This window comes from Arthrobacter yangruifuii (genome assembly GCF_009192775.1).
Taxonomy (GTDB): Bacteria; Actinomycetota; Actinomycetes; order Actinomycetales; family Micrococcaceae; genus Arthrobacter_B; species Arthrobacter_B yangruifuii.
The window spans coordinates 104,063-121,898 of record NZ_VTFX01000003.1; the positions used below are offsets into that span (position 1 = coordinate 104,063).

Genomic DNA, 17,836 nt, shown 5'->3' on the forward strand with positions numbered 1-17,836 from the left:
CAAGCACTGTACGTTCAGCGCCGCTGGCAGAAACCGCCCCGGCAGCCCTCGGTGCATCCCCTCCAAACCGTTGGGATGTGCCAGGGGCTGCCGGGCTTTTCTGCAGGGGCCTTTTCTATGGAGCAACGCTGCCCGGGAATCCTGCGGGGGGGGAGAGGCCAGGTCGCCCGGACACGCCTTGGGCGGGCAGGACACTGTCCTGCCCGCCCAAGGCGTGCAACCGCTCTGAAAGCCGGGTGGTCAGCCCTTCATGCTGGCAGAGTCGACCAGCCATGTCACAAGCTCCGGGAACAGGAACAACATCAGGACTACAAAACCGACGACAGGCAACGCAAAGGCGCCGGCGATAAAGATATCCGACAGCTTGATCTTCTGACCCTGGTTCACCTCCGGGTCCTGGACCAGCTTGTAGAGGACAAAGCTGAGTACGCCCACGGGAGGGGTGATGCCGCCCAGTTCCGCCATCAGCACCGTCAGGACGCCGAACCAGAGAAGGTTGATCTCAAGATCCAGCAACGTGGGCATGAGGATGGGGATACTCAGCAGCATCATGCTCATGGGCTCGATGAACATGCCCAGGATCAGGAAGACCAGGAGGCACAGCAGGGTGAAGGTGACCGGCCCCAGTTCGGCGTCCTGCACAACACCGGCGAACCAGTTGGCGATGCCGCTCATGGACATCAACCGGTTGAGCAGCCCGGCTCCGATCAGGACCAGGAAGATCGCGCCTGTGGCCGCGATAGTGGCGACAACGGACTCCTTGACCGAGGTGATGAAACGCTTCCAGCCCAGGGACAGCAGCGCGATGAGCAACGCACCCAGCACCCCAAAGGCAGCTCCTTCGGTAGCGGTGAAGAATCCCGCGTACATGCCGCCCATGACGATGAAGATCAGCAGTGGCAGGGGTGCTACGTGCGTGAGCGTCCGCCACCGTTCATCCCAGCTCGTCTTGGGGGAGGCATTCGCTCCGCGGGGAACCATGCCCTTAGCAAATACGGCTAGGAGCACGATCATGATGATGCTGACGGCAGCGACCATGAGTCCCGGCACGATACCGGCCAGCAACGCCTGGCCCACCGGCGCGTTGACGATTCCCGCGTATACGACCATCAGCAGGCTCGGAGGAATGAGCTGTCCGGGAAGGCCTGCGGTGATGACGGAGCCGACGGCGAGCCGGCGGTCGTAGCCGGAACGGAGCATCTCCGGAATGCCGATTCGACCCAGCGCATAGGTGATGCCGATGGTGGATCCGCTGGCGGCGGCCAGCCCTGCTCCCGCGAGGTTGGTGGTAATCGCCTGGCCGCCGGGCAGCCAGCCAAGCCACGCCCGTGCCGCGTTGAACACCTTGGCCGTCGCGCCGGAGCGCCACAGGATCATGCCAAGGAGAATGAACATCGGCAGCACGCTCATGGACCAACTGGCCGCGGTACCGTACGGAACATCCATCAAGGTGCGGATCACCGCACGCTCTCCGCTGATGGCCCACACCCCGAGTATGCCCGAGGCTCCCATGGCTACGGCGATGGGAAACTTCAGGATGAGCAGGTCCAGCATCAGGATGATGGCCAGGCTGGCCTTCAGCTCCCGGCCGTCCAGGGTAAAGATCCCGATGACAAGCAGGACCGCCAAGCCCAGGAGGGCCAGATAAGCACCGCTGGAGATACTCCTGGCCGATCGCTTCGTTTCCCGGCGGCTGCCTGCGGGCCGGGAAACGGAGACGTCGTTAGAAAGCTGGGAGGTCACCGTTGTTCACCTCTTCCTGGGTGGTCAGGGTTTCTTTTCCGCGTGCTGCCTGCACCGCGTGCTTGATTTCGGCGATGAGCTGCAACACCAGGACCGCGATGCCGACCGGCACGATCCAGCGGGTTGGCCAGACCAGGGTGTTTGTGGCGGAGGTGAATTCTCCGACGGCCGTCTGAGCCAGGGCGTTTTCCACCCCGTACCATCCGATGAGCCCGACAAACACCAGAGTGGCGGTGTTGATGAGCGCGGTCGCGACCGCCCGCATCCTGTGCGGAAGCCGCTCGTGCAGCATCGGCAGGTCGATATGCTCGCCTCGACGCTGTGTGATTGCCATTGCGCAGAAGACCATTACCGGCATCCACCAGTACGTGACGTACTCGATGGTGCCTTCAATGGGTGCGTTGGCAAAGAACCGCAGGCAGACGTCCAACACCATGTGGGCCGCCAGCCCGAGCGCCGCAATGCCCGCGAGGACCGTCAGGGCCTGGGTCAACCGAAGAGTCGTCGTTTCCAACGCTCCCGTTCCCGTACCTTTAGCCATTACCTTGACCTACCTATTCCTCAGGAGAATGTCAGGACGTGGGCCGGTACTCGGCCAGAACCTCTTCGTTCAATGCCTCGATCCACGGCGCGAGGTCGATTTCGGGCAGTTCGGGGTACTTTTGAACCCATTCAGCCTTGGTCTTTACCCCCTGGTCATACCCTAGGTCTTCGACGATCTTGACCCACTTGGCCTGCAGCGCCGTGAAACGCTCGACCGTTGCCGCCGGGTCCTCGATGCCTTCCGGTGCGTTGGCCTTCAGATCGGCCAGCACGCTTTCGTGGTGCGTGTCGATCTTCTTCTGCATGGCGGTGTCGGCCTCGTGGAACACGATGCCATCCTTTGCACCTTCACTGAAGAACTGGTGCTGCTGCTTGATGTAGCCGCTGAACATTTCCTCCATGAAGGCCGGGATGCCCGCGTTCATGGCGGTCTTCTGGCTTTCGGAGAGGTCCTCGTAGAACACTCCTCCGGCGTCGACGGAGACGCTGTTCCATCCGGGGAGGTTGACCGAGGTGTAGTTCTTTCCTATGTCGGAGAGACCCAGGCCGAGCATGTCCACCTCGCCTCCCATGAAGCAGTCCACGATGCCGCGTTCAAAACCCTCGTAGATTTCGGCGCCGCTCAGTGAAACCGGGACCATGCCGAGATTCTCCGCTTCAGCAGAGTAGGCGGCTCCGCCGACCCTTACCCGTTTGCCGGCAGCTGCTTCCAAACTGTCCACTGGCTTATTGCAAAGCAGCTGATAATTATCGAAGTGCTGAAAGCGCGGTATGACCGGATGCAGGCCGAATTCTTCCTGCTCGGCGGCAAGGCCGGGTTCCGTAAGGCCGAATTCGATCATGGCGCCGGCGGACGCCAGGACACCCACCACCGGACGGGTGTCGCCTCCAATGCCGAGCCGGGAGGCCCAGCCGTCAACGGGGAAGTCTGCGGGAGTAAACGCCGGACCGACAAACCCAACATCCATGATTCCGTCGGAAAGTGCAGCTGCGAGTTCGGGCTGTTTGACTACGGAGTCGCCGTAGTTCCACTCGAACTCCATGCTCCCGTTGGACGCCTCGGTGGTGGCATCACCGAAGGCGACCATGGCTTTGGTGAAGATATGGTCCGGGCCGTAGGGGGCGGAGGCCGCGACGGTGAGCTCCTGCTCGGGACCACCTGCTGAAGAAGCGGATCCGGAGCCGCCGCAGGCGGCGAGTAAGCCAACGGCGCTGACGCCCGCCACGATAGATAGTGTTCGGTGCCCCTGCTTACTTGCCGGGCGGATTGCTGTGAAAATTCCCAATGTCTTCCTCCCTGGGAGTTGGCCGCTGGGGCGGCCCATGGTTTTGGTGTTGTGGCACTGCGGCCGGCAACCACTTCGTTGTGGAATGCAACGTTTAGGTCCGTAGATGTGATATTTGTCACGAACCTACCATAGTGTCGACAGAATGTATCCTAGTTTTCCCAGATATGCCGATTTGACGGTTTTCGGCGAGCCAAACCTATAACTAAGTCGACACTCTTGCTGCGTGTGTCGCCAACTGACCGGGCAAACCGGGCATCAAACTGGTGGGGGAAGGGCTCCAAGGCCTCCCTGTAAAGCAACCGGCGTCTCTTTTTGGGCGTCCGGCGGCTTGCCTACGGTGTCCCTAAGGACAAGGAGGGGCCATGCGAATAGTCGTGGGCAGCATCTTCGGCGAGGACCAGGACAAGGCATTGGATTTTTACACCCGGGTGCTGGGCTTCCAGGTGCGGGCCAACGTTCCGATGGGCGGTTACCGCTGGCTGACGGTCGGCAATCCGGGGGAGGACGGCGGCATTGAATTGTCCTTGGAGCCCAATGCGCATCCTGCCGTGGTGCCGTTCCAAGAGGGCCTGGTTGCGGACGGAAGTCCCTTCACCAATTTTCGAGGTGGAGGACGTCCAGGGGGAATATGAACGGTTGCTGGCCCTGGTGTGCAGTTCACGCAGCCGCCGGAGCAGCGGGCCCATGACTACCGCCGTGTTCGCCGATACCTGCGGCTATGTGCTACAGATGGCCGCGAACAGCGGATAGGGGATACCACCACGTAGACCCGGACGGTCTTAGAACCGGAACAGCGAATTGATGTCCTGTTTGGCATCATCCACATACACGCTGGTGCGTTCGTCGAAAACGCTGACCAGATCCTTTAACTGGGCCGAATCGGGCAGGACGGATCCGTAGGACCAGGCCAGATCGGTGCCTTCCTGACAGGCGGCAACGGACATTAGGAGGCCGTGCCTGGTAGGGACAGACGGAATGTCTGAGGGACGGATGCAGGGCGTCCCAGTAGCCAGTTGGCGCGGATGTGCCGCTGCGTAGGTTCAAAGCGCAGCTCGGCCAGGTTTCTTCAGAAGGAGGGGTGGCCGCGTTAAGAAAAGCGACCAGGTACACGGCGGCGATGCCGCGCTGCAGGACCTGCCGGGCGAATTCATAGCCCTCGGCGCTGAACCACTCCATGGCCAACCAGCCTAGCTCCCGCTGCGGTCCTCCGCGTCCAGTCTTCGAATGCGCGGCCGGTTCCTTCCGGAAGCTGCCCGTCCTAGGCTGGGACGGTGGCAGGACTCCAGAGAGCCGCAGGAGGTACCGGACATGACGGGCCCGCACGTGCTTGCCTTGGTTGTCGCGCATCCTGATGATGATGCGTACGGGCTGGCCGGAACGGTGGCGCTGCACGAAGACGAACCGGAATTCCGCTTTGTCCTGGTCCATGCGACCGACGGCGGCGCCGGGCAGATCGATCCGGCCTACCCTCCGGTCAGTGAACCGCTCGGTCGGATCCGCCGCCGGGAGACCGACGCGGCGTGGACCGCGCACGGCAGGCCTCCGGACCGCCACGAGTGGCTGGACTTCGAGGACGGTGCGGTGGCGCAGGTCCCCTTCGAAGATTTGATGCAACGGATCGGCACCATCCTGTCCGAGGAACGCCCCGACGTCGTTGTCACCTTCGGCCCCGACGGACTCACCGGGCATCCGGACCACATTGCCGTCGGTGCCGCCACGGACACGGCGTTCGCGCAGCTGTGCAGCGACGGCGGCCGCGGGTTCCGGCGGCTGCTGCATGGAGGGGTGCGCCGTTCCACCTGGGACCTGTGGAACCGGGCCCGGATCCGGCGCGGACTTCCGCCGTGGGACGAGCACCGGGTATATGACCTCCGCCCGATCCCGGATGAGCAGATCGGCGTCGAGGTGGACGTGAGCGGCGTGGCGCACCGGGTGGTGGCGGGCCTGTTGGAACACCGGACCCAGCGCCATGTGCTGTCGCCCGGGGTGCCTCCGGACGTGGACGGTGATGCCCGCTGGAGCCGCACCGTCGGATCCGAGATGCTGGCCATTGCCTGGCCGCCGCGGCCGCCGGGGGCTGCAGTCCTCGGTGATGTTTTCGAGGATCTGGAGTGAAGTACCCAGCCGCATCCCGCCGCCCATGCCGGGGCAGGCGGGAGAGCGGCTGGACAGCAATGAAGAACAGGAGCGGACATGAAGATCGTGGTGACGAGCGTTTTCGTGGAGGATCAGGACCGGGCACTGGACTTCTATACCCGGGTGCTGGGTTTCGAGAAGCGTGTGGATGTTCCGGCCGGCGGCGCGCGGTGGCTCACCGTGGGCACAGCCGGGGAAGAAGGCGGCGTGGAACTGCTGCTTGAACCCGCCGGCCATCCCGCCGTGGCGCCGTTCACGCAGGCACTGGTGGCGGATGGAATTCCGTTCACGTCCTTCGAGGTGGACAACGTCCAGGAGGAATACGACCGGCTCCGGGACCTGGGGGTCGATTTCACCCAGCCGCCGGTCCGGATGGGACCCATGACGACGGCGGTGTTTTCGGACACGGTGGGCAACCTCATCCAGATTGCCGGCAATAACGGTTAGACGGCGGCAGGATTCGTCAGAACCGGAACAGCGAAGTGATGTCCTGCCGGACGTCGTCCACATACACGCTGGTGCGTTCGTCGAAAAAGCTGACCAGGTCCTTCAGCGGGGCGGAATCGGGCAGGACGGTCTCGTAGGACCAGGCCAGGTCGGTGCCCTCCGCCCGGTCCGTGACGGACCAGTAGGACGCGGTGCCCTTGTACGGGCAGACCGAATGCTTCAGAGAGGAGCTCAGGACGTCCCAGTCGACGTCGTTCCGCGGAAAATAGGTGCGGGGCGGGAGCATGGTCTCGTAGACGAACAGCGGCTCGCGGGTCTCCGCCAGCAGTGTCCCGCCCAGGTGGACCCGCACACTGCGCGAAGACGGCACGGCGTCCACGCGGTGGAACGGGTCCCGGGGATGGCCCCGGACCTCCTGGTCCTCTTCCAGCCAGCGGTCAAAAGCAGCAAAATCCAGCAGCACGTGGCCGGCGAGGTCCGGATCCTCCGCCCGGAAACCAGCCCCGGGCAGGTCATGGGATCCGGCGCGCAGGTCCAGTACCTGCCCCGGGGCAGTGTGCGCGGCGAACGGGTAGCGCGGGTCCATCAGGGCATCCGGCGGCACGGCGGCCAGCGGGTCCTGCTCCGGCGCATCCGCGGCCGCCAGCTCCGCGGCAATGTCCCGGTCCGGAACGGCGTAGAGGGGGGTGACCCGCCGGGGTTCATAGGCCAGCAGCGCGTGGGTGGAGTCAACCACCGTGGTGTTGCCGAGCTGGGCCCGTATGCGCCGCGGTGTTGGTTCGTACCGCAGCTCGGGCAGGGTTTTCCAGAAGGTGGGGCTGATCTGCAGTGCCATACGCCCAGTGTCTTGCGGCACGGAAACCGATTCAAGGGGTTGCAGAAACTGCGGAAGGCCGGCCCCGAGGGCCGGCCTTCCGCAGCACGTCCGGCAGGGCACCGGCCGGGGCTCCGCTCATCTAGCTGATGGCGGCGCGCAGTTCCTTTGCCGCCAGGGCGGGATCGTCGGCGCTGTAGATGCCGCCGCCGACGACGGCGACGTCGGCTCCGGAGGCCTGCACATCGGCAACGGTCGCCAGCTTCACGCCGCCGGCGACGGAGAACGCCACACCGGCTGCCTTGCCTGCGGTGAGCAGGGTGTTGAGGTCGTAGCCGTCCTGGGCCTGCTCGTCGAGGCCGGCGTGGAACTCCACGAACTCGGCGCCCAGGTCGGTGACTTCCTTGGCGCGGGCCGCCTTGTCATCAACGCCGATGAGGTCCACGACGACGCCCTTGCCGTGGGCCTTGCCGGCCTTGATGGCTCCGGCGATGGTGGAATCATCGGCAACGCCGAGCACCGTCACGAGGTCGGCGCCTGCCTTGAAGGCGATGTCGGCTTCAAGCTCGCCGGCGTCCATGGTCTTGAGGTCGGCGAAGACAATCTTGTCCGGGTGGGCTTCCTTGATGGCCGTCACGGCGGAAAGTCCGGCGTTCTTGACCAGCGGGGTGCCCAGTTCAATGATGTCGACGTACTCGGCAACCTTCCCGGAGAGTTCGAGGGCATCTTCGACGGTCAGTACGTCCATGGCGAGTTGCAGTTTCATGGTGTTTCCTTTGATAGCTGGGAAGGGAAGTTGGTGTGGGGCACGCGCTATTCGAGGTTGGCGTGCCGGGGCCAGAGGTCCTCGGCGGGGGTGCCGTCGGACTTCCAGAGGGTGTTGAAGACGGCGTCGAGCACCAGGAGCAGTGCCTGCTCGAAGAGGCTGCCGGAGTACTGCCGGGACGCCGTGCCGCTGTGATCGGTTTTCTGCGCGGCAGGGATGACCACCACGCGGTGTGCGGTTTCCGCCAGCGTGGAATCGCCGTCGGTGGTCAGGGCAGCCACCCGGGCGCCGGCCGAGAGGGAGGTCTGTGCCGCCGCGACGGCACCGGCCGTGCTGCCGGACCCGGAGGCCACCACCAGCAGGTCGCCGGAACCGATGGCCGGCGTGGTGGTTTCGCCCACCACGTGCACGGTCAGTCCGAGGTGCATCAGGCGCATGGCGTGCATGCGCAGGGCGAGGCCGCTGCGGCCGCCGCCGGCCACGAAGATCCGTTTGGCCTGCCGGATTTCGGCCGCCAGTGCTGCCAGCTGGTCCTCCTGCAGGCCGTCTGCCGCTGTGGCGAGTTCGTCCAGGATGAGACGCAGGCTGTCCCGGACCGCAGGGTCCGTCACGGTTTCAGCCGCGGCGGCGGTGTGTTCCGGCATCAGTTGCTGCCTCCCTGGGCTTCCACGGCCAGCGGCTGCCACTGCTCCCAGGACGCGAGCCGGGACTCGTAGTCCGCTTTGGCGATAGCGAGCGGGGCTTCGCCGAAGAAGGCCCGCAGCGGGGGATTCTCGGCGTCGACGATGGTGAGGATCGGCCCGCGGGTGGCATGCGGGTCCCCGGGCGCAGCCGCGCGGCTCGGACGGTTGGCGGCCTGCTCCCGGACGCCGTCGTAGGCGGGAAGGGGCTCGGCATGCTTCGCGGAGCTGCCGCTCCAATCGGTGGAGAAGCCGCCCGGTTCGATCAGGGTGACCTTGATCCCGAAGCCGGCAACCTCCTGGGCCAGTGACTGGCTCAGCCCTTCAAGCGCCCACTTCGAGGCGTGGTAGATGCCCACGGACGGGAAGGCGGAGATGCCGCCGATGGAGGAGACCTGGATGATGTGGCCGCTGCCTTGGGCACGCAGGTACGGCAGGGCGGCCTGGGTGACCCAGAGTGCTCCGAAGAGGTTGGTTTCAATCTGGCCGCGTGCTTCGGCCTCGGAGAGTTCCTCGACCATGCCGAACTGACCGTACCCGGCGTTGTTGATGACGACGTCGAGCCGGCCGAAGTGCTCCTGCGCCTGCCGGACGGCGGCGAAGACCGCGTCACGGTCCGTGACGTCGAGCGAAAGCGGCAGGACCCGGTCGCCGTAGGTGTCCGCCAGTGCCGTGAGGCTGTCCGTGCTGCGGGCCGTGGCGGCCACCGAGTCGCCGCGTTCCAGGGCGGCTTCCGCCCATTCGCGGCCGAAGCCGCGCGATGTTCCCGTAATGAACCAGATCTTGCTCATGCTGTGCTCCCTGCTAAGTGTGGTGCCGAAACTGCGTGCTTGACCAAAAGCGGTCAGTCGGCGCTGATCTGGCGGCGGAAGGTGTCCCGGCCGCGGTGGAGATCCCACAGGACGCCGGCAAGGGCGTCCGGATCCTTCTCGGGATCGCCTTCAATGATGCGGCCGCCGATGATGAGCTGCGATACGTGGATGCCTTCCTCGCCGAGGACCTCGTGGAGCAGCTGGGCATAGGCCGCCTGGCCGGCGAAGGCCACCGAGGTTCCGGTGACGCCGCGGCCGGGCTTCACGGCGGAGCCGCCGTTGACGAAGAGGATGGTGCCGCGGTTTTCACCGAGGAACCGCATTCCGGGCAGCACCTGGTGGACCGCGGCAACCGGACCGTAGATGGAGAACTCGACGGGACCCACCAGGTCCGCCGGGGTGGTCTCGAGGACGGGCCGCATGAAGTCCTTCTGCGGCAGCGGGCTGTACTGCAGCACCTCGACCGGGCCGAGGGTCTCGGCGGCGGCCTCAAGGGCGGCGGCGATGGACTCCGGTTTGCGGACATCGGCAGCGAAGCCGCGGGCCTGGATGCCGGCCTTCCCGAGGTCTTCCGCCAGCGCGTCCAGTTTGGCCTGGTTCCGGGAAATCAGGGCCACCGAGAATCCCTCCGCGCCGAATCGCCGTGCGACGGCGGCCCCGAGGCCCCGCCCTGCTCCAATGATCGCGATTGTTGTCATGGGAAAGGGAACCCGTTAGGCGCCCGAATAATTCCGGGTCCCGGCCGCAGAGGCGGGAAATGGAGGAATACAGCACTTAAACCAACGATGCCCCGGCCTTTTTGCCGGGGCATCGTTGTCACGGGAGGCAGTGGTTAGTGCCCCCGGTCAATCCATTCCTGCAGGTGCGGCCCTTCAGCACCGATCGACGTCGAATCTCCGTGCCCGGTGAGCACCTTGGTTTCCGCCGGCAGCGTCAGCAGCCGTTCGCGGATGGACTCGATGATGGTGGGGAAATCGCTGTAGGAGCGTCCGGTGGCACCGGGACCGCCGTTGAACAGCGTGTCGCCGCTGAACACCACCGGTTCGGGAACATCGTCGCCGGCAGCCAGGGAGAAGCACACCGACCCGGGGGAGTGGCCCGGGGTGTGCAGGGCGCGCAGGGTGTGCCCGGCGATCTCGAACGTATCGCCGTCCTCGATTTCATCATCCGGTCCCTCGTCCGGGAACACTGCGTCCCAGAGCATCCGGTCCGCTGCGTGCAGGAACACCGGGGCGCTGAAGCGGTCCCGGGCCTCGCCGACGGCGCGGATGTGGTCATCGTGGCCGTGCGTGAGCAGGATGGCCATGACTTCCCGGTCCCCGACGGCTTCGGCCACGGCATTGATGTTGTGCGCCGGGTCGATGACAATCACCTGGGCGTCGTCGCCGACAATCCAGACGTTGTTGTCCACGTCCCAGGTGCCGCCGTCGAGGGAGAACGTCCCCGAGGTGACCACGTTGTCGATGCGGAACATTACAGTTCCACCACCGAACGCAGGACCTTGCCGTCATGCATCTTGGTGAAGGCTTCCTCAATGTCGCCCAGCCCGATGCGCTCGGTGACGAAGGCATCCAGGTCCAGCCGGCCGAGCTTGTACTGCTCCACCAGCATGGGGAAGTCACGCGAGGGCAGGCAGTCGCCGTACCAGGAGGACTTCAGGGAGCCGCCGCGGCCGAAGACGTCCGCCAGCGGCAGTTCGATCAACATGTCCGGGTTGGGGACGCCCACCAGCACCACGCGGCCGGCGAGGTCACGGGCGTAGAAGGCCTGCTTATAGGTTTCCGGGCGTCCCACGGCGTCAATGACGACGTCGGCGCCGAAGCCGCCCGTGAGGGCGCGGATGGCCTCCACCGGATCTTCGTCCTTGGAGTTGATGCCGTGCGTGGCGCCCTGCGCCAGCGCCATCTCCACCTTGGCGGGGTCGATATCCACCGCGATGATGGTGGTGGCTCCGGCCAGCTTCGCCCCGGCGACGGCGGCAATGCCCACGCCGCCGCAGCCGATCACGGCCACGGATTCCCCGCGCTGCACGGCGCCGGTGTTGATGGCTGCACCGATGCCGGCCATCACGCCGCAGCCGAGCAGGCCCACCGCGGCGGCGTCGACGTCGTCGTCCACCTTGGTGCACTGGCCGGCAGCCACGAGGGTCTTTTCAGCGAACGCGCCGATGCCCAGGGCAGGCGTCAGCTCGGTGCCGTCCTCCAGGGTCATCTTCTGCGTGGCGTTGGCGGTGTTGAAGCAGTACTGCGGCTCGCCCTTGCGGCAGGCACGGCACTCACCGCACACGGCACGCCAGTTCAGCACCACACGGTCGCCGGGAGCCACCTCGGTGACGCCGGGGCCGACGGCGGAGACGACGCCGGTGGCTTCGTGGCCGAGCAGGAACGGATAGTCGTCATTGATGGCGCCCTGCTTGTAGTGCAGGTCGGTGTGGCAGACGCCGCAGGTGAGGATGTCCACCAGTGCCTCGCCGGGACCGGGATCCGGAACCAGGATGGTCTCCAGGGAGACGGGGGCGTTTTTTTCCTTGACGACTACGGCCTGAACCTTATGAACCATGAGTGTGCTGCCTCTTTCGATGTTCGGGCGGGAAGCCTGAGTCCGGCATCCCGCCTTCCATCCTATGAAGCCTTTCACCGGGGGCGAAGCCGGGAATTACGCTTCCGCTTCCGGCGCAACCGTGCGGGGCCTGCCGCTGCCGCCGGCGGCGCCCTACGATGAAAGACGGAAAGGCCCGCAGGCGGCCGCTCCCCGCCCGCGGGAGGCCCCCTGGGGCGCCGCCTACCCCCGAGGACGGCCCCATGAACGCCTCAGTGTCCGGCAGCAGCACACCGGATTCCCCCGATGGTCCGCGGAACCGGGGGACAGGGCGGCGTACCGCACGGTCCCTCTTCCTGCTGCCGGTGCTGCTGGTCCTGGCCTGGCTGGCCGTCGGCGGTATCGGCGGCCCCTACTTCGGAAAAATCAGCGAGGTGGCGGACAACAACCAGACCTCGTATCTGCCCGCCAGCTTCGCGTCCACGAAGGTGGCTGCGCTGCAGGAGAAGTTTACGGACAGCGACGCTATCCCCGCCGTCATCGTGTACGTGAACAATGACGGCCTGACGGACGCGGACAAGGACTTCGTCACCGGCCGGACGTCCGCGTTGTCGGATGTCAGCGGCGTGGCCGGCACGGTTTCCCCGCCCCAGTTCTCCGCTGACGGCAAGGCAGCGGAAATCTTTGTGCCGGTGCAGGACAATGACGGCGCCACGGCCACCGTCCAGGATCTGAGCAGCGTCGTGGCGAAGGACCTTCCGCAGGGACTGGACAGTTACGTCACCGGACCGGCCGGACAGCTGGCAGACATCACGGAGGCCTTCGGCGGCATCGACACGTCGCTGGTGCTGGTGGCGGCAGTGGCGGTGCTGGTGATCCTGGTAGTGGTCTACCGTTCACCGCTGCTGCCGTTCCTGGTCCTGCTGACGTCCATTTTCGCCCTCTCGGCAGCCATCCTGGTGGTTTTCTACCTGGCCAAAGCCGGAACCCTGACCTTGAACGGCCAGGTCCAGGGCATCCTGTTCATCCTGGGTATCGGTGCCGCAACGGACTATTCGCTGCTCTACGTCTCCCGGTACCGGGAATCCCTGCGGGACTTTGAGGGCAGGTGGGACGCCACCAAGGCAGCGCTGAAGGGAACCTTCGAACCGGTGCTCGCGTCCGCGGCCACCGTGGTGGCCGGGCTGCTGTGCCTGCTGCTCAGCGACCTTAATTCCAACAAGGCGCTGGGGCCGGTGGCGGCCATCGGCATCGGGTTCGCGTTCCTGGCGGCCATGACCCTGCTGCCGGCACTGCTGATGCTGACCGGGAGGGCGGCCTTCTGGCCGCGCCGGCCGAAGTTCGGTTCCGAACATCCGGACCGGGACGGGAACTCCGCCAAGGGCCTCTGGCCCCGGGTGGCCCGGGCCGTCAAGGCGCATCCTCGCCGGCTCTGGGTGATTCCCACCGTGGTCCTCCTGATTGCCGCGGCTGGCCTGCTGCAGCTGCGGGCCTCCGGGGTGCCGCAAAGCGATTTCGTGCTGGGACAGACCGCCACGAAGGAAGGCCAGCAGGTCCTGGGCGAGCACTTTCCCTCCGGCTCGGGCAGCCCGGCGCTGATTGTCGCCCCGGAAGGGGAACTGGATGCCGTGGCCCGGAACATCCTGGCGGTTCCCGGGGTGGATGCCCTGTCCGTGAACGCTACGGGAACCCCGGCCGGTACCCTGCCGGTGACGGCAGACGGGGTGCAGGCCTCACCCGTGCCGGGAACCTCGGGCGCACCGAAGGTGGTGGACGGGAAAGTCCTGCTGGAAGCCACGCTGAAGGACGCCGCGGAGTCCGACGCCGCGGAGCAGGCCGTCTCGGCCATGCGGGAGAAAGTGGCCGGGATCAGCGACGTGCTGATCGGCGGTGTGACGGCCACGACCATCGACACCAACGCTGCCGCCGCCCATGACCGGGACCTCATCATCCCGGTGGTTCTGGTGGTGATCCTGTTCCTGCTGATGCTGCTGCTGCGGGCATTGCTGGCCCCGTTCCTGCTGATCCTGACGGTGCTGCTGTCCTTCGGGGCCACCATGGGTGTCTCCGCCCTGGTGTTCAACCACGTCTTCCGCTTCCCGGGAGCCGATCCGGCCGTGCCGCTGTTCGGCTTCATCTTCCTGGTGGCCCTGGGCGTGGACTACAACATCTTCCTGATGACCCGAGTGCGGGAGGAAAGCATCGGGCACGGCACCCGCGAGGGAGTGGTCCGCGGGCTGATGATCACCGGCAGCGCCATCACCAGCGCCGGCATTGTGCTGGCGGCAACCTTCGCCGCCCTGGGCGTGATTCCGGTGCTCTTCCTGGCGCAGCTGGCCTTTATTGTCGCCTTCGGGGTGCTGCTGGACACCCTGGTGGTGCGCTCCCTGCTGGTCCCCGCGCTGACCTATGACATCGGCCGGCACGTCTGGTGGCCGTCGCGCCTGGCCCGGAACAACGCCGGATCCGGCACGACGGCGGGCCGCACGACGGCGGGCGGCACGACGGCGGAGGGCTAAAGCCCCAGGCGGGACTTCACTTCCGAGGCGGACGGGTTGGTGGCGGAGGATCCGTCCGGGAAGATCACGGTGGGCACCGTCTGGTTGCCGCCGTTCAGTGCCTCCACCAGGTCCGCCGTGCCCTCGACGTCTTCGATGTTGACCTCGGTGTAGCCGATGCCCTGGCTGTCCAGCTGGGACTTCAGGCGGCGGCAGTACCCGCACCAGGAGGTGGAGAACATGGTGATGGTTCCGGCTGCGGGGGTAAATGCTTCGGCTGTGGCGGCCACGGTAGTGCTCCTCTTCCAGGGGAAATAGCTGATTGCCTACTCCAACAGTATTCCGGCCGGCGGCATTCCCGGTGGCAGACTGAAAGCATGTGCGGACGATATGTGATGGCCCGGACCACGGCGGACCTGGTGGCCGAAGCCGAAGCGGAAGCGGAAGCGGACGCGAACCTGGAACTGCGTGCCTCCTGGAACGTGGCGCCGACGTCGGACGTCCCGGTGGTGCTGGAACGCCTGGTGGACGGCCGGCGCGTCCGGGAAGTGCACGTGGCGAAGTGGGGGCTGGTGCCGGGCTGGGCGAAGGATGCCTCGGTGGGGGTGCGGGCTTTTAATGCACGAAGCGAGACGGTGCTGGAGAAACCCACGTTCCGGGACGCCGTCGCTGCCCGCCGCTGCGCCGTTCCGGTGGACGGCTACTACGAGTGGAAGGCCGGTCCGGGTAAGGCCCGCCGGCCGTTTTATGTCTCCCGGACCGACGGACGCCCCATTTTCCTCGCGGGGCTGTATGAGTGGTGGCGGGACCCGGCCAAGGGCCCCGGCGATCCGCAGCGGTGGCTGCTTTCCACCACGATCCTGACCGTTGCCTCGCCCCCGGCGGACAGCACCGAACCGGTGCTGCGGGAACTGGGGGAGCTGCATGACCGGCTGCCGCTGCCCCTGTCCCCCGAGGCGATGGCCGCCTGGCTGGATCCGGCGGCGCTTCCCCGGCGGAATCCTGCCGGAACAAACTCCGCCGGAACGAGTCCCGGCGGAACAAACGCCGCCGCGCTGGTGGGGATGGCCGTGGCACAGGCCCACCCCGCGGCGTCGGACTGGCAGGTGCGGCCGGCGCACCCGGAGGTGGGCAATGTCCGCAACGACGGAGAGTACCTGCTGCACCCGGATACCTCCGCCGCGGTGGACGTGCTCTTTTAGCCCACCGGGCTGTCCAGGCCGGATACCTCCGACGTGTCCGGAGTGAGGGCCGAGATGGTGACCCGGCCCTCGTCGTCCACTGACAATCCGGGATTGAAGCAGACCTCCCACCGGATACCGTCCGGATCGGTGAAGTACCCGGAGTACCCGCCCCAGCTCATCTGCGTCCCCGGTGCGGTGATCTGCCCGCCGGCGGCCGCAGCGTTGGCCAGAACCTCATCCACCTCCCCGGGGGAACCCACGTTGTGCCCCAGCGTGAAGGGCGCCTCACGGATGTCGCCCACCGGGCCGGCTTCGGCCGCCAGATGGTCGGCGCGGAAGAAGGCCAGGACCAGCCCGTGGTTGATCTGGAAGAACAGCACTTCCTCGGGAACGTACTGCACCGGGTCCCAGCCCAGCCGGGATACGTAAAACGCGTAAGTTACTTCGAGGTCCCGTACGCCTACGGTGACCACGGATACATGGGGGTTCACGTCTCGATCCTGCCACCAACGGCCCCGGATTACGCATTCCGGCGGAGGAGAATTTCGCAGCCGTGTCCCGGCGGGCCCCGCCAGCACGCACGAATTGCGGGGCCGCGGCCCGACGGTGCTGGATACTCTTAAAGCATGGAAGCAGCTGAGCAGAAATCCGTTTCGGGACAGCTAGACAATGTCCGGGCAGCAATTGACGAGATTGACGAGGAAATCGTTGCGCTGATCTGGCGGCGCGAGCGGCTGGTCCGCCTCGCCGGGGGACTGAAGGAAAATGACGCCGCCGTCCGCTCGCCCAAGCGCATGGAGGAAGTGATAGCCCACGTCCGGCAGGCCGCCGAGGAGCAGGACAGCGACTCCAACGTGGTGGAGCGGACCTACAAGGCAATGATCGAGGCCTTTATCGACTACGAACTCAAGGTTCGGCACCAGGCGGAGACCCAGCGGAAACTGGACGCGTTCAGCCGGAGCTGAGGACCGGGCCGGGGCATCGGGTAGGTTATGGCCCATGACGCTCACCACTGCTGCTGGTCCGTTCCGGGGGAAACCATGAATCCGGGAAAGACGGCGTCAGGGGAGAACCGCTGGCGTCTCGTGGCCGCCGCGCTGGCTGACCCGCGGCGCCTGCATCTCTACGCCCGCGCCGTGCTGGCGGCCGACGACGGCGCCCCGCTGGATCCGGCTGGACTCACTTCTGCAGAGGCCAAGTCGCTGGCGGTGCTGCAGCAGGCCGGGCTGCTGGACGTCCGGGAAAACCGGGTGGCGCCCTCCCCGGCAGTCTTCCGCGACCTGCTGGCCGCCGGAGTCCGCCCGCCTGATTCCTCGGCCCGCAGGTTCCTGGTGAGCGGCAGGGTCGAAACCTATCCGCGCAAACGCGCGGACCGGTTGGAGCTGCTGCATTTCCTGGCCGGAGAGGTCTTTGAACACGCCCGCCCGCCGGAGCCCGGACTGCGCCCCGTGCTGACGGAGAAGGAACTCACCACCCGGCTCGCCAAATTCACCGCCGACCCGGCCTCGATCCGCCGCTACCTGGTGGACGAAGGCATTGTGGCCCGGGATGCTTCCGGTACCCAATACTGGCTCACCCGGCCCCGCCCGGCGGAAGGCATGGAATTTGCCTGACGCTCCCGGCCGGCCCGCTACCGCTCTTTCCTGCCCCGATGCAACGGCGCGCACCGTTCCCGGGCTGGTCAACTTCCGTGACCTGGGCGGCCGACGCCGGAGCAACGGCGTGCTCACGCCGCACGGCGTCTTCTTTCGCTCCGAGACTGTGGATGCAGTGCCCCCGGCAGGCTGGGAGAAGCTGTACACGCTCGGGATCCGCACCGTCGTCGACCTCCGCCAGCCCGGCGAGCGCGCCCGGGACACCGGGACCCGTCCGCCCTGGCTTACCACCGTGCCCGTGGACCTGGACGGGCTGGCCGACCACCCGGATTTTTGGGCAGGCTACTGGGACAACGGGCTGATGGGCACACCCCTTTACTACCTTCCGCACCTCGTCCGCCTGCCCCAGCGGATGGGCGCAGTACTGGCGGCCCTGGCCGAGGCACCCGAGGGCGGGGTGCTCTTCCACTGCATGGCCGGGCGGGACCGGACCGGGATGACGGCCATGGTCCTGCTCGCCGCGGCAGGGACGGAACCGGAGGACATCCGCGACGACTACTTCGAGACGGTCCGCAACGCCGATGCGCTCGCTGCCGCCACGGGCCGTCCCAACCCGGAGGCCCAAGCCGAGCAGCTCTGCACCGTGCACGGCACCAGTATGGACGGTGCCTTCCGTGCGGCGCTGGAGGGCCTGGACCTGGAGCAGCTGTTTGACGCCGCCGGGCTGCCCGGCGACGTCCGGACCCGCATCCGCACCTGGCGGGGAACCGTTTCCGTGCTGTCCTGAGGTG

General features: G+C 66.4%; 21 protein-coding genes. 8 read left to right on the plus strand and 13 right to left on the minus strand.

From position 1 onward, the window contains the following. Window positions 1-240: 240 nt before the first annotated feature. Genes GD627_RS07170 through GD627_RS07180 form a run of 3 tightly spaced genes read right to left on the minus strand, consistent with a single transcriptional unit; the run spans window position 241 to window position 3,512 of the window. A complete protein-coding gene (locus GD627_RS07170) occupies window positions 241-1,743 on the minus strand; it encodes a TRAP transporter large permease (RefSeq protein ID WP_152271954.1) in 1,503 nt (500 codons plus the stop codon). Then, a complete protein-coding gene (locus tag GD627_RS07175) occupies window positions 1,724-2,284 on the minus strand; it encodes a TRAP transporter small permease (protein ID WP_152271955.1) in 561 nt (186 codons plus the stop codon). Before GD627_RS07175 ends, GD627_RS07170 begins: the two co-directional genes overlap by 20 nt. A gap of 31 nt (window positions 2,285-2,315) precedes the next feature. Beyond that, window positions 2,316-3,512, minus strand: coding sequence for a type 2 periplasmic-binding domain-containing protein (locus tag GD627_RS07180; RefSeq protein ID WP_194265995.1), 1,197 nt, complete (start codon window positions 3,510-3,512; stop codon window positions 2,316-2,318). A 425-nt stretch (window positions 3,513-3,937) separates the two neighbouring features. On the opposite strand from GD627_RS07180, the gene GD627_RS07185 reads away from it, so the two are divergent. Beyond that, entirely contained in the window at window positions 3,938-4,207 is a 270-nt protein-coding gene (locus tag GD627_RS07185; RefSeq protein ID WP_343032384.1) for a VOC family protein, read from the plus strand. A 147-nt stretch (window positions 4,208-4,354) separates the two neighbouring features. Here the strand turns inward: GD627_RS07185 and GD627_RS16460 are convergent, their stop codons facing one another. Beyond that, window positions 4,355-4,519 (minus strand): hypothetical protein, encoded by a 165-nt coding sequence (locus tag GD627_RS16460; protein ID WP_153297121.1) that lies wholly within the window; start codon window positions 4,517-4,519, stop codon window positions 4,355-4,357. 364 nt (window positions 4,520-4,883) lie between these two features. Between GD627_RS16460 and GD627_RS07195 the strand changes: the two genes are divergently transcribed. Continuing rightward, complete coding sequence (locus GD627_RS07195) at window positions 4,884-5,690, plus strand: PIG-L deacetylase family protein (protein ID WP_152271958.1); 807 nt, start codon at window positions 4,884-4,886, stop codon at window positions 5,688-5,690. Between the two features lie 78 nt (window positions 5,691-5,768). Further along, window positions 5,769-6,158, plus strand: coding sequence for a VOC family protein (locus tag GD627_RS07200; RefSeq protein ID WP_152271959.1), 390 nt, complete (start codon window positions 5,769-5,771; stop codon window positions 6,156-6,158). Window positions 6,159-6,174: 16 nt separating this feature from the next. Here the strand turns inward: GD627_RS07200 and GD627_RS07205 are convergent, their stop codons facing one another. The 7 genes from GD627_RS07205 to GD627_RS07235 all read right to left on the minus strand — a co-directional run bounded on the left by GD627_RS07205 (window position 6,175) and on the right by GD627_RS07235 (window position 11,789). Then, complete coding sequence (locus GD627_RS07205) at window positions 6,175-6,993, minus strand: DUF427 domain-containing protein (RefSeq protein WP_152271960.1); 819 nt, start codon at window positions 6,991-6,993, stop codon at window positions 6,175-6,177. Window positions 6,994-7,114: 121 nt separating this feature from the next. Further along, window positions 7,115-7,738, minus strand: a complete 624-nt coding sequence (gene hxlA / locus GD627_RS07210) for a 3-hexulose-6-phosphate synthase (RefSeq protein ID WP_146361798.1) — start codon at window positions 7,736-7,738, stop codon at window positions 7,115-7,117. A 47-nt stretch (window positions 7,739-7,785) separates the two neighbouring features. Next, a complete protein-coding gene (hxlB, locus tag GD627_RS07215; RefSeq protein WP_152271961.1) occupies window positions 7,786-8,382 on the minus strand; it encodes a 6-phospho-3-hexuloisomerase in 597 nt (198 codons plus the stop codon). Then, window positions 8,382-9,209 carry an SDR family oxidoreductase gene (locus tag GD627_RS07220; RefSeq protein WP_152271962.1) on the minus strand — a complete coding sequence of 276 codons (828 nt, stop codon included), beginning with the start codon at window positions 9,207-9,209 and terminating at the stop codon, window positions 8,382-8,384. The genes hxlB and GD627_RS07220 overlap by 1 nt, the downstream gene beginning before the upstream one ends. Window positions 9,210-9,262: 53 nt before the next feature. Further along, window positions 9,263-9,928 carry an SDR family NAD(P)-dependent oxidoreductase gene (locus tag GD627_RS07225; protein ID WP_152271963.1) on the minus strand — a complete coding sequence of 222 codons (666 nt, stop codon included), beginning with the start codon at window positions 9,926-9,928 and terminating at the stop codon, window positions 9,263-9,265. A gap of 134 nt (window positions 9,929-10,062) precedes the next feature. Further along, window positions 10,063-10,704, minus strand: coding sequence for an MBL fold metallo-hydrolase (locus GD627_RS07230; RefSeq protein WP_152271964.1), 642 nt, complete (start codon window positions 10,702-10,704; stop codon window positions 10,063-10,065). Next, window positions 10,704-11,789 (minus strand): S-(hydroxymethyl)mycothiol dehydrogenase, encoded by a 1,086-nt coding sequence (locus tag GD627_RS07235; protein ID WP_152271965.1) that lies wholly within the window; start codon window positions 11,787-11,789, stop codon window positions 10,704-10,706. The genes GD627_RS07230 and GD627_RS07235 overlap by 1 nt, the downstream gene beginning before the upstream one ends. A 242-nt stretch (window positions 11,790-12,031) precedes the next feature. Between GD627_RS07235 and GD627_RS07240 the strand changes: the two genes are divergently transcribed. Further along, window positions 12,032-14,287 (plus strand): MMPL family transporter, encoded by a 2,256-nt coding sequence (locus tag GD627_RS07240; protein ID WP_152271966.1) that lies wholly within the window; start codon window positions 12,032-12,034, stop codon window positions 14,285-14,287. Here the strand turns inward: GD627_RS07240 and GD627_RS07245 are convergent. After that, a complete protein-coding gene (locus GD627_RS07245; protein WP_146361879.1) occupies window positions 14,284-14,508 on the minus strand; it encodes a mycoredoxin in 225 nt (74 codons plus the stop codon). The two genes, GD627_RS07240 and GD627_RS07245, sit on opposite strands and share 4 nt — an antisense overlap. 135 nt (window positions 14,509-14,643) lie before the next feature. Between GD627_RS07245 and GD627_RS07250 the strand changes: the two genes are divergently transcribed. Next, complete coding sequence (locus tag GD627_RS07250) at window positions 14,644-15,468, plus strand: SOS response-associated peptidase (protein ID WP_152271967.1); 825 nt, start codon at window positions 14,644-14,646, stop codon at window positions 15,466-15,468. Here GD627_RS07250 and GD627_RS07255 read toward each other — a convergent pair. Continuing rightward, entirely contained in the window at window positions 15,465-15,941 is a 477-nt protein-coding gene (locus GD627_RS07255) for a VOC family protein (protein WP_146361806.1), read from the minus strand. The two genes, GD627_RS07250 and GD627_RS07255, sit on opposite strands and share 4 nt — an antisense overlap. 135 nt (window positions 15,942-16,076) lie before the next feature. Here GD627_RS07255 and GD627_RS07260 point away from each other — a divergent pair, with 135 nt between their 5' ends. Genes GD627_RS07260 through GD627_RS07270 form a run of 3 tightly spaced genes read left to right on the plus strand, consistent with a single transcriptional unit; the run spans window position 16,077 to window position 17,832 of the window. Next, window positions 16,077-16,415 carry a chorismate mutase gene (locus GD627_RS07260; RefSeq protein WP_146361807.1) on the plus strand — a complete coding sequence of 113 codons (339 nt, stop codon included), beginning with the start codon at window positions 16,077-16,079 and terminating at the stop codon, window positions 16,413-16,415. A 27-nt stretch (window positions 16,416-16,442) separates the two neighbouring features. Next, entirely contained in the window at window positions 16,443-17,063 is a 621-nt protein-coding gene (locus tag GD627_RS07265; RefSeq protein ID WP_146361808.1) for a DUF2087 domain-containing protein, read from the plus strand. Further along, on the plus strand, window positions 17,056-17,832 hold the full coding sequence (locus GD627_RS07270) for a tyrosine-protein phosphatase (protein ID WP_246165378.1): 777 nt from the start codon (window positions 17,056-17,058) through the stop codon (window positions 17,830-17,832). Before GD627_RS07265 ends, GD627_RS07270 begins: the two co-directional genes overlap by 8 nt. Window positions 17,833-17,836 lie beyond the last annotated feature (4 nt).